This window comes from Candidatus Dormiibacterota bacterium, assembly GCA_035635555.1.
Classification (GTDB): domain Bacteria; phylum Acidobacteriota; class Polarisedimenticolia; order Gp22-AA2; family Gp22-AA2; genus Gp22-AA3.
Map to the genome: position 1 here is coordinate 22,083 of DASQAT010000039.1, position 21,344 is coordinate 43,426.

Genomic DNA, 21,344 nt, shown 5'->3' on the forward strand with positions numbered 1-21,344 from the left:
TCCGGGCCGGCACGCTCCGTGTCAGGGAGTCAACGCCGTGTGGTCGCAGGAGGGCCAGCAGCCCCTCTCGATGGCGCGGGCCCAGACCAGCGCGTGCCGGGACTCCGGCGCGGCCGGCGTGAAGGCGTGCCGCCCGGCTTCCAGGAAGCGCGGGCCGACGTAAGGCTCGCCATCGAGCAGTCCGGCGGCCGGTCCCTTCCGGGTCATGACGGCGTACTCGGCCGGAATCTCGATGTCGAACCCGATCCGGCCCCTCGCGTCGGCGCTCCTGGGCAGGTTCCGGCCCGCGACGCGCACTTCCCCCACGAGCAGGTAATTTCTCTCGATGAACCGGCGCGTCGGCTCCGGGAATCGATCGATCTTCGCGGCCGCCAGGCAGGTGCGCGTCGCGATGACCCGCTCTTCGATCGGCTCGACGATCGATCCCTCCTGCATGCGGGCCCGCGTGATCCCCTCGAGGACGGAGTAGATGGGACGCGGGCGGAAGACCGACTCCCCCTTCATGTCGAGTACGGAATCGCCGGGGTCGGTCAGGCGCAGGACCTGGGTCAGGAGCTCGACCTCGCGCCGGGTGCCGTCGTGTCCGGGAGGCTCGCGCCACATCACCCAGCCGATCTCGATCAATCCCGTCAACGACAGCAGGACCGCCGCCGGGACCGCCCGGCGCCACGGCGAAGGGCCCGGGAAAGGGACGGCCCGCGTCCGCGGGAAACGGGACGCCGTGCCGACGACCAGGAGGGCCAGCAGCGGGTAGAACGGCAGCAGGTCGTACGTCGTGAACAGAGGCCACAGGAGGTGCAGGGCCGCGAAGAAGCTCCCCGCCACGAGCGCCAGGAAGACGAAACGCGTGCCGTCTTCCGGCCGGCGGGCGGTCCGGGCCAGCCATCGGGCGAAGACGATCACCAGGACGAGCGCGGGGACGAACAGGAGCGCGCGCAGGGGCCGGCTCCAGGTCCCCAGATGCGGCACGTAATTGTGCAGGACCGTGCCGTAGAGAAAGTGCCGGAGCGCCCCGTGTATGTGGAAGTGGAGGGCCAGGGCGACAGGGGGAATCACGAGGCCGGCGAGGCCCGCCGAGATGCACGCGATCTTTCGAAGTGGCGGGACCGGGGCCGGGCGGCGACCGATGGCCAACGGCAGCGCCAGCGCGGCGATGCCGAGGGCGGCGAGCAGGAGGATGGACTTGAGCGACGAGCCGGCCGCCAGTCCGAGGAGCAGCCCGGACGCGAGACACCGGCGCCAGTGAATCCGGCCGCCGAGGAGGACCGAGAGCGCCAGGATCCAGAACATCGTCTGGAGGATGTCGGGCCGGTACTCGATCGATCGACCGAGGAAATTGGGGATCAATCCCAGGAGCGCGGCGGCGCGCAGACCGGCGCGCCGTCCGAGAAGCCGGCGTCCGATCAGGTAGGTCCCCCACACGATGACCAGGACGAACGGTATCATCGCCAGACGCATGTCGTAGAGAATCGCGGGCGTCTCGCCGATGCGGGCCAGGAGGGGCGCGCTCAGCATGTGGAAGAGCGGCATGTGGTTGTCGAACACGTCGCGGTACTGCAGAAGCCCGCGGGTCCAGGCCCAGACCACGTGCAGGTGCTGCCACTCGTCCGAATCGAAGTCGTGGTGGAAGACGTAGTAGAGGCGGAGCGCGAGCGCGACGGCGAACAGGGCCGCGAGAACGAGGCGTTCAGCGAGGTCCGGCCATGGGTCCGCGGCATCGTCCGCGTTCCCGGCAGGAGTCCAGTCTGGCGACGAGCGGCTCATCAGCGGACCCCGTGTCTCGGAGGGATCGATGCAGCGATCCTGGGGAAGAAGGCGACGGCGATTATACTCAAGGATCGACCCCGCGGCGGCCGCGGCTGTCCTAGGGCGAGCCGCCGTCCGGCAGCCAGCCGTGGGCCGCCAGGAAACGCCGCAGGCGCGGGTCGTCCGCCGACAGCGGCGGGATCCAGGTGCCGAGGAGCGTGCGTCGCCAGTACACCCCCTCGGGGTTGCCGGGCGGCGCGAACTCGTAGCGGTAGTACTGGGCCCGGATGGTGCGCGGCGGATGATCGGGGAACGGGTCGTTCGCGAGCAGCCCCAGGACCCCCCGGTCGTTGTGCAGGAGCTTCCAGATCAGATGGACCGTCCACGGATAGCGCTCGGGCACCGACATGGCGGCGAACCAGATCTGCCAGTCGAGACGCGGCTGGTAGGGGGCTACGAGCGCCGGCCGCCTCGCCGGGTCGCCCGGCTTGGCCTCGAACTCGTACTCCTTCCACTGCGTCGCGCCGGTGATCGTCTCATCGTCCGTTCCCTCGAACACGATTTCGCGGCGCTCCTTGCCGACGCTGCCGAAGGCGCCGTAGGTGTTCACCAGGGATAGTCTGTTGAAAGAGGTGTTCATCGCCTGGTGGCTCGACAGGAGGTTCTTCACCGGATAGTAGCTGAGAAGCGCCACCATCACGACGAGGACGGCCGAGGCGATCGACTGCGCGGCCGAGGCGCCGGCGCGCGCGGCCGCCTGCTCGGAGCGGCGCACGATCGCCTTGGGAAGGACGCGGCGCAGGAGCGAGTCATCGAAGCAGGCGAGCATCGGCACGATCGTGAGATAGTTCAGGAACGACAGGTTGCCGCTCAGGATCAGGATGATCTGAAAGGTGACCATGAGGAAGCCGCCCACGTGCCGGAGACGTCTCGGACCAAAGGACAGCCACGGCGCCGCGAGCTCGCAGACATGGTTCCACACGACCCCGCCGCGATGGAACCACTTCGGCATGAAATGCAGCCAGCGGCTCAACGGGTTCGGGATCGGCTGCGTCTCGTAGTGGTAGTAGAGACAGGTCAGGTCGCGCCAGCAGGCGTCGCCGCGGATCTTGATCAGACCCGCCCCCAGCATGATCCGGAAGGCCAGCCAGCGGAACAGCCAGATGACCGGCGTCGGCGGCGGCAGACGCGGGAACGGACGCGGGTCGACGAGCGGACAGAGGAAGGCGGCCAGAAAGCCGGTCTCCAGGAGCTGGATCTCCCACCCGTATCCGTACCAGTCCTGGCCGATGTGGACGTACGACATGTAGATCGCCCACATCAGGAGAAGCAGGATTGAGTTGGCGAAGCCGAGGACGACGAGGATCGAAAGCCCGACGCCGGCCCACGCCAGGGTCACGAGGAGACCGTCCGACGCGTCGATCCAGAACAGGCTCGGGAACTGCAGAAATCCATCGAGATGTGAGCCGAAGTACTCGGTGGCCCGCTCAAGGAAGGAGCGGGCCGGCAGGAGGCCGTGCGAGCCGATGAGGGGAAGGACCTGAGTGGCGAGAGACAGGAAGGCGAAGAAGTACACGACTCCGAGCAGGCGCAGGATGACGAAGCGGGTGAGCCAGAAGGACGGAGGCGGTCCGAGACGGGAGCGGAGCCTCGCGAGACGGTCGCCGAGGTCGCGGGGCGCGCCCTCTTTCCCCGCCGCCGGGGATAATCTATCCTCTGTCGACACCTCGGGGGACTCGCCCACGTCGTCGAAGATGTTAGGGGGCCTCGCCGGCCCGGTCAACCTCGCGCCACTCCTCCTCGTGCTGCTGGCGCTCTCCGCCCTCGCTTCGTCCGGCTGCGCAGCGCACGGCGGGCCTCGCCCGGGACCAACGGCTCCCGGGACGAACGCCACGGCCGGGAGGCCCGCCGCCGCGCGCGCCTCCACGGCGGGCGTGAGCCTCACGGGTCAAGGCCCGATCCGGGCCGGGGCCGCGTGGCGGGTCATCACTCCCGACCTCTCCTCGGGGACACCCCCCCGCATGGCCGGCTTCGGGCAGGGGAGGGACGCGACCGGGGTCCACGACGACCTGTACGCGCGCGCCCTCGTGATCGAGGTCGGGGAGGCCTCGATCGCCCTCGTGGCGCTCGACCTCATCGGGTTCTTCCACGATGACGTCGTCCGGATCAGGGAGGAGATCAAGGCGCGTCATCCCGAAGTGGGCGCGGGGTACGTCATGGTGTGCAGCACGCACACGCACGCAGGACCCGATCTCATCGGCCTGTGGACGCCTGCCGGCGTCCCGCTCGACCCGGACTACGTCGCGCACGTCCGCTCGGAGGCGGCGGATGCCGTCGCCGAGGCGTGGCGCGCCAGGCGGCCGGCGCGTCTGTCGTTCGTCTCCGCCCGCCTGCCCGAGCTCGTGCACGACTCCCGCCTGCCCGAGGTCATCGATCCCACCGCCGTCCTGATGAAGGCGGATTCGGCCGACGGCCGGGACACGATCGCCACCCTGGTCAACTTCGCCAGCCATCCGGAGTCGCTGGGACGCGGCAACACGCTCCTTTCGTCCGATTACCCGGGGTGGACGCGGCACGTCCTGGAGGAGGAGTTCGGCGGCGTGGCGATCTTCACCAGCGGCGCCATCGGCGGTCTGCTCACCCCGCTGGGGGTCGGCCTCACCGATCCCGTGAATGGGGAGGCGATCCCGGAGAAGAGCTTCAGTTTGATGCAGGCGTATGGAGACCGCCTGGCGCGGGCGCTCATCGCCGTCTGGCGGGCGTCCGCCGAGGAGAACGGGAAGGGGTCGTCGTTCGTCGATCGGGGGACCCTCGACGTCCGCTCGAGTGCCCTGCGCGTGCCGCTCGATAATCCGCGCTTCATCCGGGGTCTGACCGAAGGCCGGATCCGGCCACGCGAGGTCGGAGACGACGGCACGCTCAAGAGCGAGGAGGCGGTGGTGACCCTGCGCGCGGCCGGGAGCAAGGAGCCGCTGGCCCGTCTCGCCTGCGTCCCGGGAGAGATCTATCCGGAGCTCGTTCTGGGCGGCATCCAGGATCCGCAGGATCCGGGGGCCGACTTCCCCGGCACGCCCGCCGAACGCCCGCTCGGACCGATGCTCGGCTCGCGGCACCGGCTCGTCGTCAGCCTGTGCAATGACGAGCTGGGGTACATCATCCCGATGTCGGAGTGGGACGAAAAGCCGCCGTTCGCCTACGGCCGGGACTCGCCGCAGTACGGTGAGATGAACTCGGTCGGCCCCAGGGTCGCGCCGCTGGTGCTCCGGACCTTCGAGGATCTCCTCAGCCGGCCGTGACGGGCGCTTAGCCGGCGGGAAGGCTGAAATAGAAGGTCGACCCGCGGCCGGGCTCCGACTCCACCCAGATGTGCCCGCCGTGACGCGCCACGATCCTCTGGCAGATCGACAGCCCGATTCCCGTCCCCGGATACTCGGTCCGGCCGTGCAGCCGCTGGAAGATCACGAAGATGCGCTGCGCGTACTGCGGCTCGATGCCGATGCCGTTGTCGCGCACGGAGAAGACCCAGTCCCTGCCGCGGAGAGCGGCGGAGACGCGAACCTCGGGAGGGTCGGGACCCCTGAACTTGATGGCGTTGCCGATCAGGTTCTGGAACAGCTGCGTCAGCTGCGTGGGGTCGCCGTTCACGGTGGGCAGGCCGTCGTGGTGGACGACCGCCCCCGATCCGCGGATGGAGAGATCCAGGTTGGCCACCGCCTCCGCCACGCTGTCGCCGGTATCGATCGGCCGCATCGGCCGGTCGGAGGTGCCGGCGCGGGAAAAATCCAGGAGGTCCTCGATCAGGCGCGCCATCCGCGTGGTGCCGTCGACGATGTATTGGACAAATTCATCGGCGTCCGCGTCGAGCCGGCCCCGGTAACGCCGGGCCAGGAGCTGCACGAAGTTGGTCACCGTCCGCAGCGGTTCCTGCAGGTCGTGGCTGGCGACGTGCGCGAACTGCTCCAGCTCGGCGTTCGAGCGCGCCAGTTCCGCGGCCTGCAGCTCCAGGACCGCGTGCTCCCGCCGCCGCTCGGCCACGACCGCGGCGAGCGACATCGCGGTCAGGACCGTGACGATCATGAAGGCCTGCAGAAGGAGGAGGGACGCGTTCGGTCCGAACGCGCCGTAGGGACCGGCGCCGCGCAGCGTCCCCCAGGTGGCCGTGGCCAGGAGCACGAGCCCCGCCGTGGCGGTCTCGCGCGGGCCGAAGCGGAACGCCATCCACAGCAGGGGGGGCAGGCAGAGGAAGCTCAGGGGATAGCGACTGAACCCGGGCAGCAGGTACCCGAGGAATTCCAGCTCCCCCACCAGGCACAGCGCCAGAAGGACGGCGACGGCCTCGATCCCCCGGCGCCGGCTCCAGCCGGGGCGGGGGTTCGAGAGCCAGAGGATCAAGGGGGGCGCCACGATCAGCGCTCCGCCCAGGTCCCCGAGCCACCAGGTCAGCCAGACCGGTCCGTATTCGCTCCAGCGGGTGAAGCCACCCAGACACAGGGACGTGATGCCAAAGGTGGGGCTGATGGCGGTGGCGACGAGCCCGGACAGGACCAGGAACTTCAGGAAGTCCGGCAGCCGGTGGAACGCCCGGCGGCCGCCCGCGTAGCGCTCCACCAGCCAGGCGCCGGCGATCGCCTCGAGCGCGTTCCCGGCCGCGATTCCGAGGCTCGTGGCGACGTTGCCGGCCGTGGTGAGGTTGACGAGGAACGCGCCGACGAAGATCGCGGGCCAGAGGCTTCGACCGAAAAGGAGGAGCGCGGCGAGGGCGATGCCGGTCGGAGGCCACACCGCGGACGCGCTCGGGTCCAGGAAGGCCACCCGCAGCGCCAGCTTGCCGGCGGCAACATAGATCAACGTGAGACCGGCGAGGAGCGCGAGGGTCTCGTGCCACGGACGACGTCTCATCCGGCCCCTAAGATAGCATCGGAGGGCTCATGCTAGTCTTCGTCGAGGAGAAACTTCATGAGTCGTCGTCGGAGCATCTCATTCGTGTGGGTCGTGTGCGGCGTCGCCTGGCTCGCGGCGGCGCCGCCGGTGCGCGCGCAGGACAAGCCGGCCGGAGGAGCCGGCGCCTGGTCCGACGCCGCGGAGTTCGGCTACGTCGCGACGGCGGGGAACGCACAATCCACGACCCTCGGATTCAAGAACACGCTGGGACGCAAATGGGAACGTTCGTCCATCGAGCTGAAGGCGGGCGGCGTGCGCGCCTCGGCCACGACGACCACGCGCACCGCCGTCGGCCCCGGACCGGCCGGCTTCGTCGTGATCGAGGAGAAGGACACGGCCCTGAGCGCCGAGAACTACTTCCTGAACGGACGCTACGATCGGACGATCTCCGGGCGCGCCTTCTGGTTCGGCGGGGGAGGCTGGACCCGGAACCGGTTCGCCGGCGTGCAGAACCGCTACGAGGCGGCCGGCGGGATCGGCACCGTCTGGCGGGACACCGACCGCACCAAGTTCCGCACGGACTACGCGCTGTCGTACACCCGGGAGAACGACGTCATCCAGGCCCCCGGCGTCAAGGACAGCTTCGCCGGCTTGCGGTTCTCGTGGAAATACGAGCACAAGTTCGGCGACACGACGACGTTCGGCAACGAGCTCATCATCGACGAGAACCTCGACGACACCTCGGACCTGCGGGGCAACCTGGTGAACTCGGTGGCCGTGTCGACGAGCCGGCGGCTGGCGCTCAAGGTCAGCCTGCAATCGCTCTACGACCACCAGCCGGCGTTCAAGGAGATCCCTCTCCTCGATGCCCCGCCCCCCGGCGGCGTGAAGACCGGCACCGTCCTCGACCAGCTGGACACGCTCGACACGATCTTCACGGCGTCGCTGGTGGTCAGCTTCTGAGCCGACCGGGAAGCTGCAGGAGGGCGCGGACCCTCTCCTGGAACGAGGGGTCGTCCCACGGCTGGGCGCCGTAGAACGTCTTCAGCACCTCGCCGTCCCGGGCGACGACGAAGGTGCGCGGCACGGAATAGCTGAGGTCCAGGAGATCGGCCAGCCCCCCCTTCGGGGCGCGGTAGCTCGCAAAACCGGGCTCGAGCTTCGAGCCGTACGCCCGGATGCGGTCGCCGGCCGCCGAGTCCTCGACCGAGACGAGGACCAGTTTCCCGCCCGATCCCTCGAGGGACCGCCGGTACTTCAGGAGACCCGGAAGCTCGCTCTGGCACGGGACGCACCAAGTGGCCCACAGGTGGATGAGCGACGGGCGGTCGGTCAGGGACTGCAGCGGCACGCTCGACCCGTCGGGTGCCGTGACCGAGAACGCCGCGCGCGACGGCACCTGCGGCCCCGCGGGGCGGCACTGGCCGGTCGCGGCCGCGAGTCGGGGAATCGTCGAGTCCAGCGCGGCCGCGAGGTTCGGGTGCGTGTAGTACCACGCTTCCAGGATCTGCCCGCCGGGGGACAAAAGGAACGTGGTCGGGGTCGACACGACCCGGTACAGGTCGTCGGCGTAGCCGCTCGAGTCGTCGAGCACGGGCCAGGTGATGCCGTTCGTCCTGATGTAGGCCTCGGTGATCTTCCGGTGGGAGAACCCGTCCGGGCGGTCGGGCTTGATGAACGACACGGAGACCACGTTGACGGCGCCCGGGTGGCTCCTGACGTAGGCGGCGAGCTGCGGGATCTCCTTCTGGCAGTGCTTGCAGGTGGACGACCAGAAGACCAGGAACGTCGGCCGCCCGTTCGGGGAGCGGCCGGTGAAGGTCACGTCCCGGTGGCTCATCACATCGACGAGGGTGAACTCCGGCGCGCAGCGGCCGATCATCTCGTTCGCGGGATAGTACGGCGGGACCCCCTTGATCGGCGCCGCCGGCGTTCCCTGCGCGACCCGCTCGATCATCTGCTCCGAGGTCAGCCTCTCGGGCGACATGGTCACGAGCTGCGCCAGGCCCTTGATCTTCGTGATCACGAGATGCCCCGCGGCGTCGATCAGCGCCAGGTCCGGGACATCCGTCACGTCGAGCTGCTTCGACAGGGTGAACCCGTCGTCCATCAGCAGCGGCAGGTCGGTCGGCCGATCGAGCATGCAGAACCTTTCCCACAGCATCTCGGCGCGCTGATCCTCCCGCCTGCCCGCGACGGCGAACACCTCGTACTTCGGCGCCTTGTCTCGAAGATAGCGTGACAGATCGACCAGGGCCGTCTCGGACACGGCGTACCCCGGCGCCCAGAACAGGAGAGCGACCGGCCGGCCCTTGCCGATGCGCGCCTGCAGATCGAACCCCTTCACGTCGACGCCACCCGGATGGCCCTGGATCTGCTTGAGCGGCGCCGGGAGGACGAATGCGGCGCCGGGTGCCGGCAAGCCGATGGAAACCGGAGTGCCGGCCGCGGCCTCCGGTGCGATGGCGGGGCTCGCCGTGGCGGCGCCCTCGACCTCGGGGGCCTGCGGCACCACCACCGGCGCCTGGGCCGGCGCAGGAGCCGGCTTCGTCTGGGGCCTGGCGGCTGCCGGGGCGGATGGCCGCTGTGCGGTCGCGGTCGGCGGGGACTGCTGGACCGGCGTCTCCTCGCTGGCGGGCGGCGCTGCGACGGACGGCTCCGCGGCACGCGTCTGCGCCGTCACTCGCGTCAGCCCGGCGCGGTAGCCGAGGTCCGCGAGGATCGTGAGGACGAGCAGAGCGCCGAAGGCCGCGGCGCTCCATCTCACCTCGGGCACGAAGCGGCGCAGGTCGTCGAGCGCATCGCGCAGAAGATGCGCGGGATTGCGCCACGCCGCGAGCCCCGCGAGGATCGGGACACCGGCGTTGATGCAGTACAGCCGGAAGCACCAGACGCACAGGAAGCCGATCTTGACCGTCGAGACGTAATAGAGATATCCGGAGTAGACGACGGTCAGGAGTCCGATGGCGAAGACGTAGGAGAGGACACGCGGCCGCTTCCGCGCCGCGGCCACGAGCCCGAGCAGGAGAAGGTAGGTCGGGATGCCGAGGGCGGAGATCGGGATCCCCGCGATGTCGGAGTAGGCGCTGGTGTTGACCGCCTCGCAGTTGGTCGTCTCATCCTGCGGGCAGTTGGCGAGCTCGACGGACTCATCGCCGTACAGGGCGTTCTCGTGGAAGCGGGTCAGGTACAGGCCGATCGCAGCGCCCGCCATAAGCAGGGCGGCCAGGAGCGCCAGCGGCCAAGCGCGCAGCGGGGCGGCGGGCCGCTCGGAAATCGTGGTCTGTCCAATCATCGTGACCCCGGGCACGGATGATATCCCCACTTCCCGGTGGAGGCAAAAGTGCAGGCGCGAGGACTTATACTGTGAGCATGGAGCGGTCTTCATGCTGATCCGGAAGTCGTCCTGTGGCGCCCGAACGGCTCCCTGTCGATCCTCTCCAACAACTACTGGGGCAAGGACACGCTCGGCAATCCCGATCGAGCGCGCATGCACACCGACGACAGCATCCAGGTCAAGTATTTCGACCGGCCGGGAAGGTTCCTCGACAAGGCCGCGTTCTCGCTCACGATCGACGCCGGTTGTGAGAGCGGCGGCGGGGTCGCCTGTTCCGGCGGCACCCCAGGAACACCGTCGCAATACTTCATCGGTTACATGGTCTACAACCGCCTCTGGTTCGACCGGGACCGTGTCGGGCTGACCCTGGGGGGCGGGCAGATTGTGAACCCGGGCCGGTACTTGGTCCTCCTGCCGCCCATCAACGGCGCGACGGCGTCATCGGGGACGCCTTATTTCACCGAGAACCCTGGCGATCCGTTCCGCGCCTGGGACGCCTCGATGACGCTCGATTTCATGCCGAAGCAGTTCGTGACTTTCCGGGGGGAATTTGATCACCGGGCGGCGAGCGTGCCATACTTCGCCGGACCCGGGGGCGTGACCCCGCCCGGCGGCAATATGGGTCGGGCCGGCTCGTCGGTGCCCGGCTTCACCCCGGACCTGGTCCGGACCGAAAACCGTATCAACCTGGCCATGCTCGTAAAGTTCTGACGAGAGGAGGACCCCATGAGCGAGATACGCTGGACGAAGGACGTGGACGCCGTGCTGAAGGAGGCGAAAGCGACGCGGAAGCCGGTTCTCCTGGACTTCAGCGCCGCGCCGATGTGAGGGGGATGCGCTCGGCTGGAAGCCGAGGTCTATCCGGATCCCCGCGTCGTCAAGGCCGTCTCCGAGAACTTCCTGCCAGTCAAGGTTCACATCAAGGAACAGAAGAAGACCTTCGAGCGATTCAACGCCCAGTGGACGCCGACGTTGATCGTGCTCGACCCCGACGGCGTGGAGAGGCACCGCGTCGAAGGATTCCTGCCGGTGGATGATTTCCTGGCGCAGCTGGAGCTGGGACTGGCCAAGCTCGCGTTCCAGCAGGCGTCGTACGCCGACGCCGAAAAGCGCTTCCGTTCGGTCTGCGAGGGGCACGCCAGGAGCGGCGCCGCGCCCGAGGCGTGCTACTGGGCCGGCGTTGCCGCCTACAAGGCGAGCAACGACCCGGCGCCGCTGAAGGCGACGGCCCAGAGGCTGCAGAAGGGGTATCCCGAGAGCGAGTGGGCCCGGAAGGCTTCGGTCTGGCTCTGATCGATCGACCCGAGTAGGCCGTTCAAGGTGGCCCGCACGGGTGACAGCCGTCGCCCGGTGCTGTACTCTGTGCGGCCCATGAACGGGAGCGCGTCCCCGAGTCTCCAGGCTGTATTCCGCTTCATCGTCGCCCGGCGCTTCTGGATCCTCCTTCTGTACGCGCTGCTCGTCCCCATGGCCGTTCTCCAGGCGCTGCGGGTCGAGAGCGACAACTCCATCGCCCGGCTGATCGTGGAGAGCGACCCGGACTATCGGAACAACCGGGAGTTCCAGCGCCTCTTCCCTGAAGGGGAGCAGGTGATTCTCCTGGTCGAGGCGGCGGATCCGTTCGCGCCCGGGTCACTCGCGAGGGTCGGCACGATCGAACGCAGCCTCGGCGCGATCCCGCGCGTCAGCGCGTTCTCGGCCCTGGCGTTCTACGACCGTGTCCATCCCGGATCCCGGGATTCGGCCGGCTGGACGGACGAGTTCCGCCGCTTCGCAACCGGCACCGACCTCCTCCGCAAGCAGGGGCTCGTAAGGGACGACTTCCTCGGGATCCTCCTCGACCTGGGGGTTGATGGAGCGCGCCAGCGGGACGAAACTCTGGGTGCTATCGACCGCGCCCTCCTGCCCTTTGAATCCGGAGCCCCGGCACCCGGCGGGATCCGCAGGGTCGGCGGACCGTACGTCGACGCCTACCTGGAAGGGGAGACGGCGCGCGCCAGTCTGAGGTACTTCCCGCTGTTCGGACTGTTCATCGTGGCGATGAACCTCATCCTCTATCGCTCGGCCAGGACGCTGGCCGCCTTTCTCATGACCCTCGCGGTCAGCGTGGCGCTGACCGTCGGGGCCGGCCGCGCCCTCGGTTTTGTGTTCACCATCGTCTCCTCCCTCGTGCCCCTGACGATCCTGGTGACCTGCACGGCGGCGCTGGTCTACATCCAGTCGCGCTTCGCCGAGTGTCCCGAGGGCACGCCGGTCGACCAGCACCAGGTGTTCGCTCTGGCCGACAAGTTCGTCGCCACGACCGCGTCGATCGTCGCCGCGTCGATCGGCTTCGCGGCTCTGGCCGTATCCGGCATCCGGCCGATCCGCGAGATGGGGCTGTGGGTCGCCGCGGGGCTTCTGCTCACGTGGATCGTGATCTTCACGCTGTTTCCGGCGCTGCAGAAAATTCTCGCGACGCCCGTCCTGCGCCGACGCACGACCGCAGGTCGACGGCTCCTTCGACTGATCGATGCGCTGCCGGCATTTTCCTACCGCTGGAGGTGGGTCATGCTCCCGGTCGCCGCGCTGCTGATGGTTGCGGGTGTCCTGGCCGTCAGCGGCGTCCCCGGCCTCGTGCGGCCTCTGCACCTCGAGACCGACGCCCTCGCTTATATCGATCCGGATCTGCCGCTGTACAAGGACACGCGCCGCTTCGAGCAGGCGATCTCCGGGCTGTCCCAGATCCAGGTCTGGATCACGACGACCGACGGGGGCATCGTCCGCCCCGACGTCCTGCGCGGCCTCGACCTGTTCGCGCGCGCCCTGGAGCAGGACCGGCGCGTCGGCTCGGTGACCGGGCCCACGACTCTCCTGCGTGTCCTCCGCTACGTGTCGGGCCAGGGGGATCGCCTGCCCGATGACCCCGCCGCCTGGCCCGCGCTCGCGGCCCGCCTCGAACAACTCCTCCTGCAGGAGCCGGGGGCGCGCGCCTTCGTCGACGTCGGCACGCTGGGCAGCGCGCGACTCTCGATGGTGTACCGCGGAAGCGATTTCAAAGGCGTGGAGGACCTGAAGCGGTTCGTGCAGCGCGCCTGGGAGGCCGCGGCGTCGGGGAACGCGGCGCTGCGCGACTGCCGCCTCCGGGTCGTGGGCCAGGGGCTGCTGCAGGCGAAGATCGGCGAGTACCTCGTCCCCACGCTGACCGAGAGCTTCGGCCTCACCGTGGCGATCATCTTCGTCGCCTTCCTCGTGGTCTTCCGCAGCGGAGCGGCCCGGGTCCTGGCGATGATTCCGTCGCTGTTCGCGATCCTGGTGATGTTCCTGGTCATGCGCCTGACCTCCATACCGCTCAACGTGGCGACGATTCTGATCGCCTCGACCGTCCTGGGCGCGTCGGAAAACGATCAGATCCACTTCTTCTATCACTTCCAGGCGTCGCGCGGCGGCGCGAGCACCGAGCAGGCCCTGCGCAACGCCCTGCTCATCGCCGGGCGCGCCATCCTGTTCGCGACGCTCATCAACGCCGTCGGGTTCCTGGCCCTGGCGCTCTCCGGTCTCCCGCCGATGCGCCAGTTCGGCATCGTCTCCGCGAGCGCCTTCGTCCTGTCGATGCTGGCCAGCCTGACCGTTCTGCCGTCGGCCCTCTGGCTGGTCTATCGCGACAGACCGGATGGTTTTTCGGCGACGATCAGGAGGTAGGGCGGACGTTCACGCGCGCTCTCCTTGGATTCGGGGCTCCAGCCAGAGCGATCGGCCGGTCAGCTCGCGGTGGTCCAGCCGGGCGGCGCGGTCGAACAGACGCAGACGCTCGGGCAGATCGACGGGAAATCTCCAGGAATCGTCGCGCCCGCCCACCTCGCGGAAGGCCTGGAGCCAGGAGTCCCACCAGGGGAAAGGCCGCCGCGCGATCGGCTCGACGACGAGCACCCGCGCGCCGCGCCGGCCCGCATCGAGCAGGCGCTGCAGGAGGACCGCCCGGGCCGCGTCGTCCAGCTCGTTCACGGTGTAGGCGGCGAGGATTCCGCTGCCGCGCCCGGGCAGCGGTGTCGTGGTCACGTCGCCGCGGGTCGATCGGCCGCGCACGCCCAGGGCGCGATAGTTCCAGCGCGCCTCCTGCACGGCCCAGTCGCTGCGATCCACGCCCGAGACCTCGCAGCGGGCCCCGGCCATGGTCGCCCAGGCTGCCCCGGCGCTGCCGGTCCCGCAGCCGAGGTCCATGAGACGCCGCGGACCCGGCTCGGCGGCCCCGAGCGCGCGCACCACCTCGCGCACCAGCAGGAAATGGAGCGGAGCGTAGAACAGCGCGAACGCCGCCCGCTTGCCGGCCCCTTCGAGAGCCGCTCCGTCCTCGAGGCGGTTCCCCCGATCCACGTACAGGGCGGACAGCGCCTGCAGGCCCCGCCGCACCTCGGAGAAGGTCAGACGCGACAGGTGCCTCGACTCGAGGGCATCGAACCAGGCAGGGAAGGGCTCGCCGGCCTGCTGCATGCGCTCATGGTACCGCGTCCGGAGAGCGGATGTAGACCGGGGAGTCGGGTGGACGGCCCCTGCCGATCGAGGGTCGTCCTAGTAGATATTGCCGCCCGCCTGTGTCGAGGTCAGCGATCCCGCGTCCACGTCGAGTGTGTAGGCCACCCCTCCCGAGCCGTTCCAGGTCGACAGGTTGAACGTCCCGCCCTGCGGGACCTTGTACACGCCGATGTTGTGATACGTCAGCGGAGTCTTCGGAGCGAGCACCTCCGCCGGGCCGGGCGCCTGCAGGAAGTAGGCCGCCCCCGTGCCGACCATCGTTCCCGCGCCGTTCGGGGTCACCAGGATCGCGGTGTGCTCGTCTATGCCGATGTCCCGGGGCTGCGCCGCCCAGCCGTTGTCCACGATGCGCGCCAGGAAGACGATCGTCCGTCCCATGCGATCGCGCGTCACGAAATGCGAGTCGTAGATCTTGCCGGCCCCGAGCGAGGAATCGAACAGGTCGCGGACGAGCGTCACGTAGCGGTGGAACGGGTTGGCCAGCGCCTGGCTCGAGGTCACCGAGCCCAGGGCGCCGGTGTAGATGAACTGGCTCAGCACCGCGAGTCCCGCGCTGGTCCCGCCGACCGGCACCGCCTTGGTGTTGAGAAGGTAATTCACCTCCGACTGCACGGCGGTCCCGCTCCACAGGTTCACGTAGGTCGACTGGTCACCGCCCGCGATCCAGAGGACCTCGGCATTGTGAATCTGGTCGCGGACGTAGGTCGAGTTCGCGCCCGTGGTCGTCGTGATGATGATCGTCTCCACCGAGTCCATCTGCGGGCACAGCTGCTGGATGTAGGGATTGTAGGCATCCGTGCCGCTGGTGCGGATCACGACGAAGTCGCCCCCGCCCGCGCGCTGGCACATCCACTGGTACGCTTCGTCCACGTCGAGACCCCCTCCCATCAGCACCAGCCCGGCGCTCATGCCCGGCGCCTGCGGGGCGTCCGCGGGATTGCCGACGATGAACGACTGGTATCCCGGCTTGGGCGCCGGGGCGGCCTGGAGCGGCAGGGCGGAGTGGTACAGAGCCGCCGAGACCGTGCCGCATAGGATGAGTGCGCGGAAAGCGCCCGAACTCGAGCCGCGTGTCTTGAGCATGGGGGGGCCTCCTTGAGTGCCGGCGAGTAAAGCAGAAAAAGCCGCGACTCGTCAACACAAATTGACCGGACCGCGGGGGCTCGCACGTCGCCTGCGCCGGGGGAGGGCTCGGACTCTCTGCTAGTCCCGTTCCGCCACACCCGGCCTGAACACGGACCGGAAGGAGGGGACGCCGGGTCCGGCGGCGGGCGCGAGCCCCGCTGCGTCCATCCCGACCGGTTTCGCCCCTTTCCGTTTCACCGCGTGGGCGGTCTTGATCATGCCGTAGCGGCTCAGAAGGTAGTTGCGGGCGAAGTGCGCCGCGGCGCCGGGCAGATCGTGCGCCGGTCCGCGGAAGCGGCGGAGGATGCCGGTCAGGGAATAGGCTTCCCGCAGGAAGTAGTAGTACCCCTCCTGAAGCTGGTCGATCGTCATCCCCTTCGGGCGGACCAGGACGTGCGCCCCGTCGAACAGGGGCCAGTTGTAGTCCATGGCGGTGTCGGACCGGGTCGGGCAGAGAGCCCACGGCAGGAAATCGTCCCCGGCGACCGCGTCCTTGAAGGTGCCGGTGCCGGGATAGGGCTGGATGATGTTGGCGACGATGAAGTCGATCCCCGTGCGGTAGATGAACTCGAGCGTCCGGTCGAAGCTCGTGGCATCGTCTCCGTCCAGCCCGAAGACGAACGCCCCCATGATGTTGATCCCGGCATCGTGCACGCGCCGCACCATCTCGCGCATGGACGCCGTGTCGTTGGACCACTTGTCGAGGCCGTCGATCGCCGTCTGGCTGACCGACTCGATACCCAGGAAGAGATCGCGGCAGCCGCTGTCGTAGGCCGCCTTCAGGAGCTCGGGCTTCTCGGCGAGGTCGATGGTCAGCTCGGCGGCCCAGGGACGGCCGAGAGGACGGATCGCATCGCACAGCGCCTGGAAGGACCCGGCGGCGTTGTACAGGTTGTCGTCCCAGAAGAAGAACTGGCGGCTGAATCCGGGCCCCATGCGGGCGATCAGGCGGTCGCCGTACACCGAGCCGAGAACGGGCAGCTTGACGAGGGTCTTGAGCAGGGTGTTGTACAGGCCCGGTGGCAGCGTGTCGATCGTGTCCCTGGTGCAGACCGGACCCTGGCTCTGAATCTCGTCCGCGACGTCCGCCACGTCGCGGTTCCTGACGGTCGGTCCGTTGGTCAGGAAGACGGCGCAGAAATGACAGTCGAGCTTGCAGCCGCGCGCGAAGGTCGTGGAAGCGACGATCTGCTGCGGGCGGCGTCTCAATCCCTCCCAGATTCCCATGTCGAGGGCGAGCGTGCCGCGATCACGGATCCGGTCGAAGGTCGCCCGGTAGAGCGGCCGCACGGGCCGCCCCGCCTTGATGTCCCCGAGAAGGGCCGCGGCCGCCCACTCCCCCTCACCGGCGACCACGGCGTCGACGTGCCCGCGTCGCGTCCCTTCCTCCGGGACCGCCGAGGCGTGCGGTCCGCCGAAGACGACGGTGAGAGGCCTGCCGGCGGCCGCCCACGCGGCGCGCGCCTCGCGAGCCCGTCGGTAGGCCTCGCGCGCCGAGTTGGTGTAGGCCGTGACGAACAGGACGTCGTGATCTCCTCGATCCAGATCGACCTTGTCGCGCAGGATCTCCTCGAACGAGATCGGTCCCTCGATCTTGTCGTGCTGCACCGCGACGCGCGTGGCCGTGGTCAGGACGCCGTTTTTTCGAAGGAACCCGATCAGGTAGGGAAAGCCGATCCCCGGGCTCCGCACGAAGGGCCCGATCGAGCGCTCCAGATGTCCGAGGAGACCCCTGCGGCGAAGCGGCTCGTCGACGACGTAGGAGTCGCGCGGGGTCATGCAGATCAGATTGCCGATCGTCGGCATACGTATTTCCCCCGGGATGCGCAGACCCGCGCGCCGGCGAAACTTTATCCCGGTGGGAATCGGAATGCAACACGGGAGATGCTCCGGACCCTTTTTCATTGACTGGGAGACCCAGGTCCGGTAGGATGCTTGGCGCACGCCTCGGATTGACTTCCGCACAGGTTGACCACGACGTGCCGCAGGGAGTTCCACTTTAATATTTCCGTGCACCCGATGTCGGGTTGAGGAAGAAGGATGGAGAGGACGGGCAATCATGCCCGCGCCTCGCTCGCGCGATACAGGAGAAGCAACATGGCCAGAGGCAAGGTGAAGTGGTTCAACGACGCGAAGGGTTTCGGGTTCATCAGTCCGGACGACGGTTCGAAGGACGTCTTCGTCCATCACTCCGCCATCAGCATGCCGGGGTTCAAGAGTCTCGCCGAGGGACAGGCGGTGGACTTCGACATCGTGCAGGGGCAGAAAGGCCCGGCCGCCGCGAACGTCCGCCCGGTCTGACGCCACCATGGGACGGAAACTGTTCGTAGGCAATCTTTCTTTCGAGACGTCGGACGACGATCTGAAGGAGGCGTTCTCGAGAGTGGGGGCGTGCGAGATGGCCGCGGTCATCAAGGACCGGATCAGCGGCCGATCGCGCGGCTTCGGCTTCGTCGAGATGGGCACGGACGAAGAGGCGCAGCGCGCCATCACCGAGCTGAACGGGAAGGATCTCCGGGGAAGGAACATCAGCGTCAGCGAGGCACGGGAGCGTTCCGAGAGCAGGGGACCGCGCCCCGCGATGGGTGGGTCGGGTGGCTCGCGCTTCGGGGACAACCGGCCTCCCGCCGGCCCCCGCTTCCGGAAGGACGGCGGCAGCCGCCGCGGCGTCCGGGCGAGGAAGCGCAGCCTCTGATCGGCCGGGTCAAACGGTGGTTTCTGAGGCCCGGGTGCTCTCGCGGGGCCGGAACGAGCGCGAGGTGAGTCCGCCGTGGCAAGACGATCGGGTTCGACCTTCAAGAAGCGCCAGAAGGAAATGGCGAGGCAGCAGCGCCAGCAGGACAAGCTGGCCCGCCGTCTGCAGAAGAAGAAGGAGCAGAAGGACCTGCCCCCCGGAGAGTTCCCCGGAGAGGCTCCCGGGGAGGATCCGGACATCGCCGGCATCCGTCCCGGACCGCAGCCGCCGCTCGAAGACGAACTGTAATCTACGCCGACGTACCCGCCCCCCCGCCCGAGTGCGGAGCCCGGTTTTTCGTTAGCGCGAAAAAAAGGCCCCGATCGCGCGGCGACCGGGGCCCAACGTGACAGGTCTTTTTCCGGACTGACTTGCCTGCGGCGCGGCTTAGCGTCCCCCGAGCTTCCAGGTGATGCCGGCCGAGACGGTGGTGAAGGTGGTGCTGTCGGAGAAGGTGTTCTCCTTCATGAGCGCCAGATCGGCGCGGAACGCCATCGTCTTGGTCTTGCCGAAGAAGATCCGCGTCCCGCCGCCGACCTGATAGGCAACACCGTTGTCGCTGACCGAGGACCCGGTGCTGGGGTCGACCGAGATGTCGGCGCGGCCGATGCCGGCCATCACGTACGGCATGTACTCCTTGTTGCGCGGATGGAAGTTCATGACGCCGTTGACCATGTACAGCCGCATCGTCGAGTTCACGCTCGTCCCGGCAACATCGCCGCTCTCGGAAGACGACGCGATCTGCCCTTCAATCTGCCACTGGTCGTTCAGGTGATATCCGCCGCGGACGCCGAGGAACTGGGCCGAGTCGCTGCCCGTGGCGTTCGAGTTGTTGACGTCGGCCTGGGCGACCTCGAAGCCGATCTCGCCCGTGTTGGCCGACTTGTTGGCTGGCTTGCTGGTGGCGGCGAACGCCGGCGCCCCGAGCGCCACTACGACGAACAATGCAAAGCAAAGGATCCGCTTCATCAGGTGTCCTCCCTTTCGGTGAATTGAACTGCGTCCCAGACCCGGAAGGTGTGATTTCCCGGGAATCTCAGCGAAGTCGCACCTCCCCTCCTTTCGTCCGGGGCGTAAAACTAGGTACGCGGAGGGGGCCGATCAAGCGAATGACGAAAACGTGGCGCAGTCGATCCGGGCCCGCGTTTCATTCGTGAAATCCACGTCCGGAGCGGGTTTGCCCGGAAGCGGGACGGGACCAGGCTACTGCGGGATCGGTGAGGCGAGGTCGGGGGAGCGGTACGCTTCCCGGCCGCCGACGAGGGTGAGAAGGACGCGCGCGTCCTTGATCCTGTCCGGCGCCAGGTCGAACAGGTTGTCCGACAGGACGATCACATCGGCGTACTTGCCTGCTTCGATGGACCCGCGGTTCCCCTCCACGAAGTTCGCGTACGCCCCCTGGATCGTGTAGGCGCGCAGGGCGCTTACGAGGTCGATCGTCTGCTCGGGGATCCACCCGCCGGGAGGCCGCCCGTCCAGCCCCTTGCGCGTGAGCGCCGTGTAGATCCCCACGAGCGGATCCATCTCCGCCACGTTCCAGTCGCTGGCGAAGGCCAGGGTCGCGCCGGAATCCCGCAGGCTGCGGAACGCCCAGGCGTACCGGGAACGCTCGGGCCCGATGTTCATCGCCCATTTTCCGGTGATGTCCGGGGCGCAGTGGCGGGGCTGCATGCACGCGACGACGCCGAGCGCCTTGAAGCGGGGAATGTCCTCGGGAGACAGGCACTCGATGTGGACCAGCTGGTGCCGGCTGTCTCGCGGGCCGTTCTGCTCGCGGGCGTACTGCAGGGCGTCGAGCGCCGTGCGGATCCCCCGGTCCCCGATCGCGTGGATGAACATCTGAAACTTCATCCGATCGATGCGGGCCACGACGGTCTTGAACTCGTCGGGCGGGTAGAGCGTCGCGCCCCGTTCACCGGGGCTGTCGCTGTAAGGCTCGAGCATGGCCGCCGTGTGCGGCTCGACGACGTCATCGATGTAGAGCTTGACCGCGGCGACCCGGAGGACGTCGTCGTCGAATCGCCGCCGCGCTTCGTCGAAGCGCGCGAGCTCGGACTCCGGTGTCCCTCGCGGGTGATACAGGGCGATCTGCAGGCGGGAATTCAAGATCCCGTCCTGCCGCGCCCGGCTGAAGAGCGAAAGGTCTTCCAGAAACGCCTGCGGCTCGACGATCGTGGTGATGCCGAACCGGGACGCGACCTCGAGATTCCGCTTCAGGCGCCCGAAACGGCGCCCCGCCGACCAGGACGGCAGGATCTGTCGCAGCGCCTGCTGCCCAGCGACTGACAGCCCCATGGTCGCGAACGACCTGAGGATGCCCGTCGGCTCCCCCGTGCGCGGGTCCTTGTCGACCTCTCCGTACGGCAGGCTGGCGGTGGTGCGGGTGATCCCCAGCCTCTTCAGGGCGGCGCGATTCAGCCAGACGGTATGGACGTCGTAGGACACCAGGAAGGCCGGCCGGTCGCCGGTCGCGACCTCGAGGTCACGCCAGGTCGGCAGGGCCCCACCGGGAAAGACGGAGTAGTTCCAGCCTTCCCCCTCGATCCATCCTCCCTCCCGCTGGGTGGCGACCGCGAACCGCACGCGCTGGTAGATTTCGCGGGGCGAGCGGACATCCGACAGCTGCAGCACGTCCGGGTCGGACCCGAAGGTGATGTGGTTGTGGCTGTCGATGAATCCCGGAAGGACGAGACGTCCCCGCACATCGAGGACCCGGGTCCGGCTCGATACGAAGCGAAGGATCTCGGCGTCGCTGCCCGTTGCCAGGATACGATCGTCCTTGATGGCAACCGCCTCGGTCCACGGCCGCGCCGGATCCACGGTGTAGATCTTCGCGTCGTGGATGACCAGGTCGGCCGTCTCCTGGCGCGGGACGCCGCACGCCGCGCTGAGAGCGAGGAGAACCGGGGCGAGGAGCCCCGTCCGGCGGGACAATCCGCACCCGGTCCCGTTCATGGGCGTCCCCGAGGCCGCATCCGCCCGAGCCTACCACCCTTGCGCCAATCCGAA

The 21,344-nt window shown here is 68.5% G+C and carries 17 protein-coding genes; 8 read left to right on the forward strand and 9 right to left on the reverse strand.

The features are described 5' to 3' along the window. Window positions 1-21 precede the first annotated feature (21 nt). Both VEW47_10805 and VEW47_10810 read right to left on the reverse strand, forming a co-directional pair. A complete protein-coding gene (locus tag VEW47_10805) occupies window positions 22-1,764 on the reverse strand; it encodes a glycosyltransferase family 39 protein (protein ID HYS05668.1) in 1,743 nt (580 codons plus the stop codon). Between the two features lie 100 nt (window positions 1,765-1,864). Then, window positions 1,865-3,529: a lipase maturation factor family protein gene (locus VEW47_10810; protein HYS05669.1), complete on the reverse strand. Its 1,665-nt coding sequence runs from the start codon at window positions 3,527-3,529 to the stop codon at window positions 1,865-1,867. Between VEW47_10810 and VEW47_10815 the strand changes: the two genes are divergently transcribed. Then, complete coding sequence (locus VEW47_10815; protein ID HYS05670.1) at window positions 3,501-5,042, forward strand: neutral/alkaline non-lysosomal ceramidase N-terminal domain-containing protein; 1,542 nt, start codon at window positions 3,501-3,503, stop codon at window positions 5,040-5,042. The two genes, VEW47_10810 and VEW47_10815, sit on opposite strands and share 29 nt — an antisense overlap. A gap of 7 nt (window positions 5,043-5,049) precedes the next feature. On the opposite strand, the gene VEW47_10820 is transcribed toward VEW47_10815, so the two are convergent. Then, window positions 5,050-6,645, reverse strand: a complete 1,596-nt coding sequence (locus VEW47_10820) for an MASE1 domain-containing protein (protein HYS05671.1) — start codon at window positions 6,643-6,645, stop codon at window positions 5,050-5,052. Between the two features lie 57 nt (window positions 6,646-6,702). On the opposite strand from VEW47_10820, the gene VEW47_10825 reads away from it, so the two are divergent. Next, complete coding sequence (locus VEW47_10825; protein ID HYS05672.1) at window positions 6,703-7,590, forward strand: DUF481 domain-containing protein; 888 nt, start codon at window positions 6,703-6,705, stop codon at window positions 7,588-7,590. Here VEW47_10825 and VEW47_10830 read toward each other — a convergent pair. After that, the gene (locus tag VEW47_10830) at window positions 7,580-9,937 is read right to left on the reverse strand and encodes a redoxin domain-containing protein (GenBank protein HYS05673.1); all 2,358 of its coding nucleotides are present in this window, start codon (window positions 9,935-9,937) and stop codon (window positions 7,580-7,582) included. The genes VEW47_10825 and VEW47_10830 overlap by 11 nt on opposite strands. 180 nt (window positions 9,938-10,117) lie before the next feature. Between VEW47_10830 and VEW47_10835 the strand changes: the two genes are divergently transcribed. The 3 genes from VEW47_10835 (at window position 10,118) to VEW47_10845 (ending at window position 13,645) form a co-directional block, all read left to right on the forward strand. Further along, on the forward strand, window positions 10,118-10,675 hold the full coding sequence (locus tag VEW47_10835; protein ID HYS05674.1) for a hypothetical protein: 558 nt from the start codon (window positions 10,118-10,120) through the stop codon (window positions 10,673-10,675). Window positions 10,676-10,807: 132 nt separating this feature from the next. Further along, entirely contained in the window at window positions 10,808-11,257 is a 450-nt protein-coding gene (locus tag VEW47_10840) for a thioredoxin fold domain-containing protein (protein HYS05675.1), read from the forward strand. A gap of 27 nt (window positions 11,258-11,284) precedes the next feature. Further along, on the forward strand, window positions 11,285-13,645 hold the full coding sequence (locus VEW47_10845; GenBank protein ID HYS05676.1) for an MMPL family transporter: 2,361 nt from the start codon (window positions 11,285-11,287) through the stop codon (window positions 13,643-13,645). 9 nt (window positions 13,646-13,654) lie between these two features. Here the strand turns inward: VEW47_10845 and VEW47_10850 are convergent, their stop codons facing one another. From VEW47_10850 to VEW47_10860, 3 genes are all read right to left on the reverse strand, one after another. After that, the gene (locus VEW47_10850) at window positions 13,655-14,434 is read right to left on the reverse strand and encodes a class I SAM-dependent methyltransferase (protein ID HYS05677.1); all 780 of its coding nucleotides are present in this window, start codon (window positions 14,432-14,434) and stop codon (window positions 13,655-13,657) included. Window positions 14,435-14,512: 78 nt separating this feature from the next. Continuing rightward, entirely contained in the window at window positions 14,513-15,559 is a 1,047-nt protein-coding gene (locus VEW47_10855) for a cyanophycinase (protein ID HYS05678.1), read from the reverse strand. A 120-nt stretch (window positions 15,560-15,679) separates the two neighbouring features. Continuing rightward, the gene (locus tag VEW47_10860) at window positions 15,680-17,407 is read right to left on the reverse strand and encodes a cobalamin-dependent protein (GenBank protein ID HYS05679.1); all 1,728 of its coding nucleotides are present in this window, start codon (window positions 17,405-17,407) and stop codon (window positions 15,680-15,682) included. A gap of 291 nt (window positions 17,408-17,698) precedes the next feature. Between VEW47_10860 and VEW47_10865 the strand changes: the two genes are divergently transcribed. From VEW47_10865 to VEW47_10875, 3 genes are all read left to right on the forward strand, one after another. Further along, complete coding sequence (locus VEW47_10865; protein HYS05680.1) at window positions 17,699-17,902, forward strand: cold-shock protein; 204 nt, start codon at window positions 17,699-17,701, stop codon at window positions 17,900-17,902. Window positions 17,903-17,909: 7 nt separating this feature from the next. After that, window positions 17,910-18,296 carry an RNA-binding protein gene (locus VEW47_10870; GenBank protein HYS05681.1) on the forward strand — a complete coding sequence of 129 codons (387 nt, stop codon included), beginning with the start codon at window positions 17,910-17,912 and terminating at the stop codon, window positions 18,294-18,296. Between the two features lie 75 nt (window positions 18,297-18,371). Next, on the forward strand, window positions 18,372-18,584 hold the full coding sequence (locus VEW47_10875; GenBank protein HYS05682.1) for a hypothetical protein: 213 nt from the start codon (window positions 18,372-18,374) through the stop codon (window positions 18,582-18,584). Window positions 18,585-18,722: 138 nt separating this feature from the next. On the opposite strand, the gene VEW47_10880 is transcribed toward VEW47_10875, so the two are convergent. Beyond that, window positions 18,723-19,304, reverse strand: coding sequence for a porin family protein (locus VEW47_10880; protein HYS05683.1), 582 nt, complete (start codon window positions 19,302-19,304; stop codon window positions 18,723-18,725). 234 nt (window positions 19,305-19,538) lie between these two features. Continuing rightward, window positions 19,539-21,290, reverse strand: a complete 1,752-nt coding sequence (locus VEW47_10885; protein HYS05684.1) for an amidohydrolase — start codon at window positions 21,288-21,290, stop codon at window positions 19,539-19,541. Window positions 21,291-21,344 lie beyond the last annotated feature (54 nt).

What these genes read in the sequence shown, in the direction of transcription:
- VEW47_10805 (HYS05668.1), bottom strand. Translation starts at nt 1,764, where the DNA reads ATGAGCCGCTCGTCGCCAGACTGGACTCCTGCCGGGAACGCGGACGAT.
- VEW47_10815 (HYS05670.1), top strand. Translation starts at nt 3,501, where the DNA reads ATGTTAGGGGGCCTCGCCGGCCCGGTCAACCTCGCGCCACTCCTCCTC.
- VEW47_10820 (HYS05671.1), bottom strand. Translation starts at nt 6,645, where the DNA reads ATGAGACGTCGTCCGTGGCACGAGACCCTCGCGCTCCTCGCCGGTCTC.
- VEW47_10825 (HYS05672.1), top strand. Translation starts at nt 6,703, where the DNA reads ATGAGTCGTCGTCGGAGCATCTCATTCGTGTGGGTCGTGTGCGGCGTC.
- VEW47_10835 (HYS05674.1), top strand. Translation starts at nt 10,118, where the DNA reads ATGCACACCGACGACAGCATCCAGGTCAAGTATTTCGACCGGCCGGGA.
- VEW47_10850 (HYS05677.1), bottom strand. Translation starts at nt 14,434, where the DNA reads ATGCAGCAGGCCGGCGAGCCCTTCCCTGCCTGGTTCGATGCCCTCGAG.
- VEW47_10855 (HYS05678.1), bottom strand. Translation starts at nt 15,559, where the DNA reads ATGCTCAAGACACGCGGCTCGAGTTCGGGCGCTTTCCGCGCACTCATC.
- VEW47_10860 (HYS05679.1), bottom strand. Translation starts at nt 17,407, where the DNA reads ATGCCGACGATCGGCAATCTGATCTGCATGACCCCGCGCGACTCCTAC.
- VEW47_10865 (HYS05680.1), top strand. Translation starts at nt 17,699, where the DNA reads ATGGCCAGAGGCAAGGTGAAGTGGTTCAACGACGCGAAGGGTTTCGGG.
- VEW47_10870 (HYS05681.1), top strand. Translation starts at nt 17,910, where the DNA reads ATGGGACGGAAACTGTTCGTAGGCAATCTTTCTTTCGAGACGTCGGAC.
- VEW47_10880 (HYS05683.1), bottom strand. Translation starts at nt 19,304, where the DNA reads ATGAAGCGGATCCTTTGCTTTGCATTGTTCGTCGTAGTGGCGCTCGGG.
- VEW47_10885 (HYS05684.1), bottom strand. Translation starts at nt 21,290, where the DNA reads ATGAACGGGACCGGGTGCGGATTGTCCCGCCGGACGGGGCTCCTCGCC.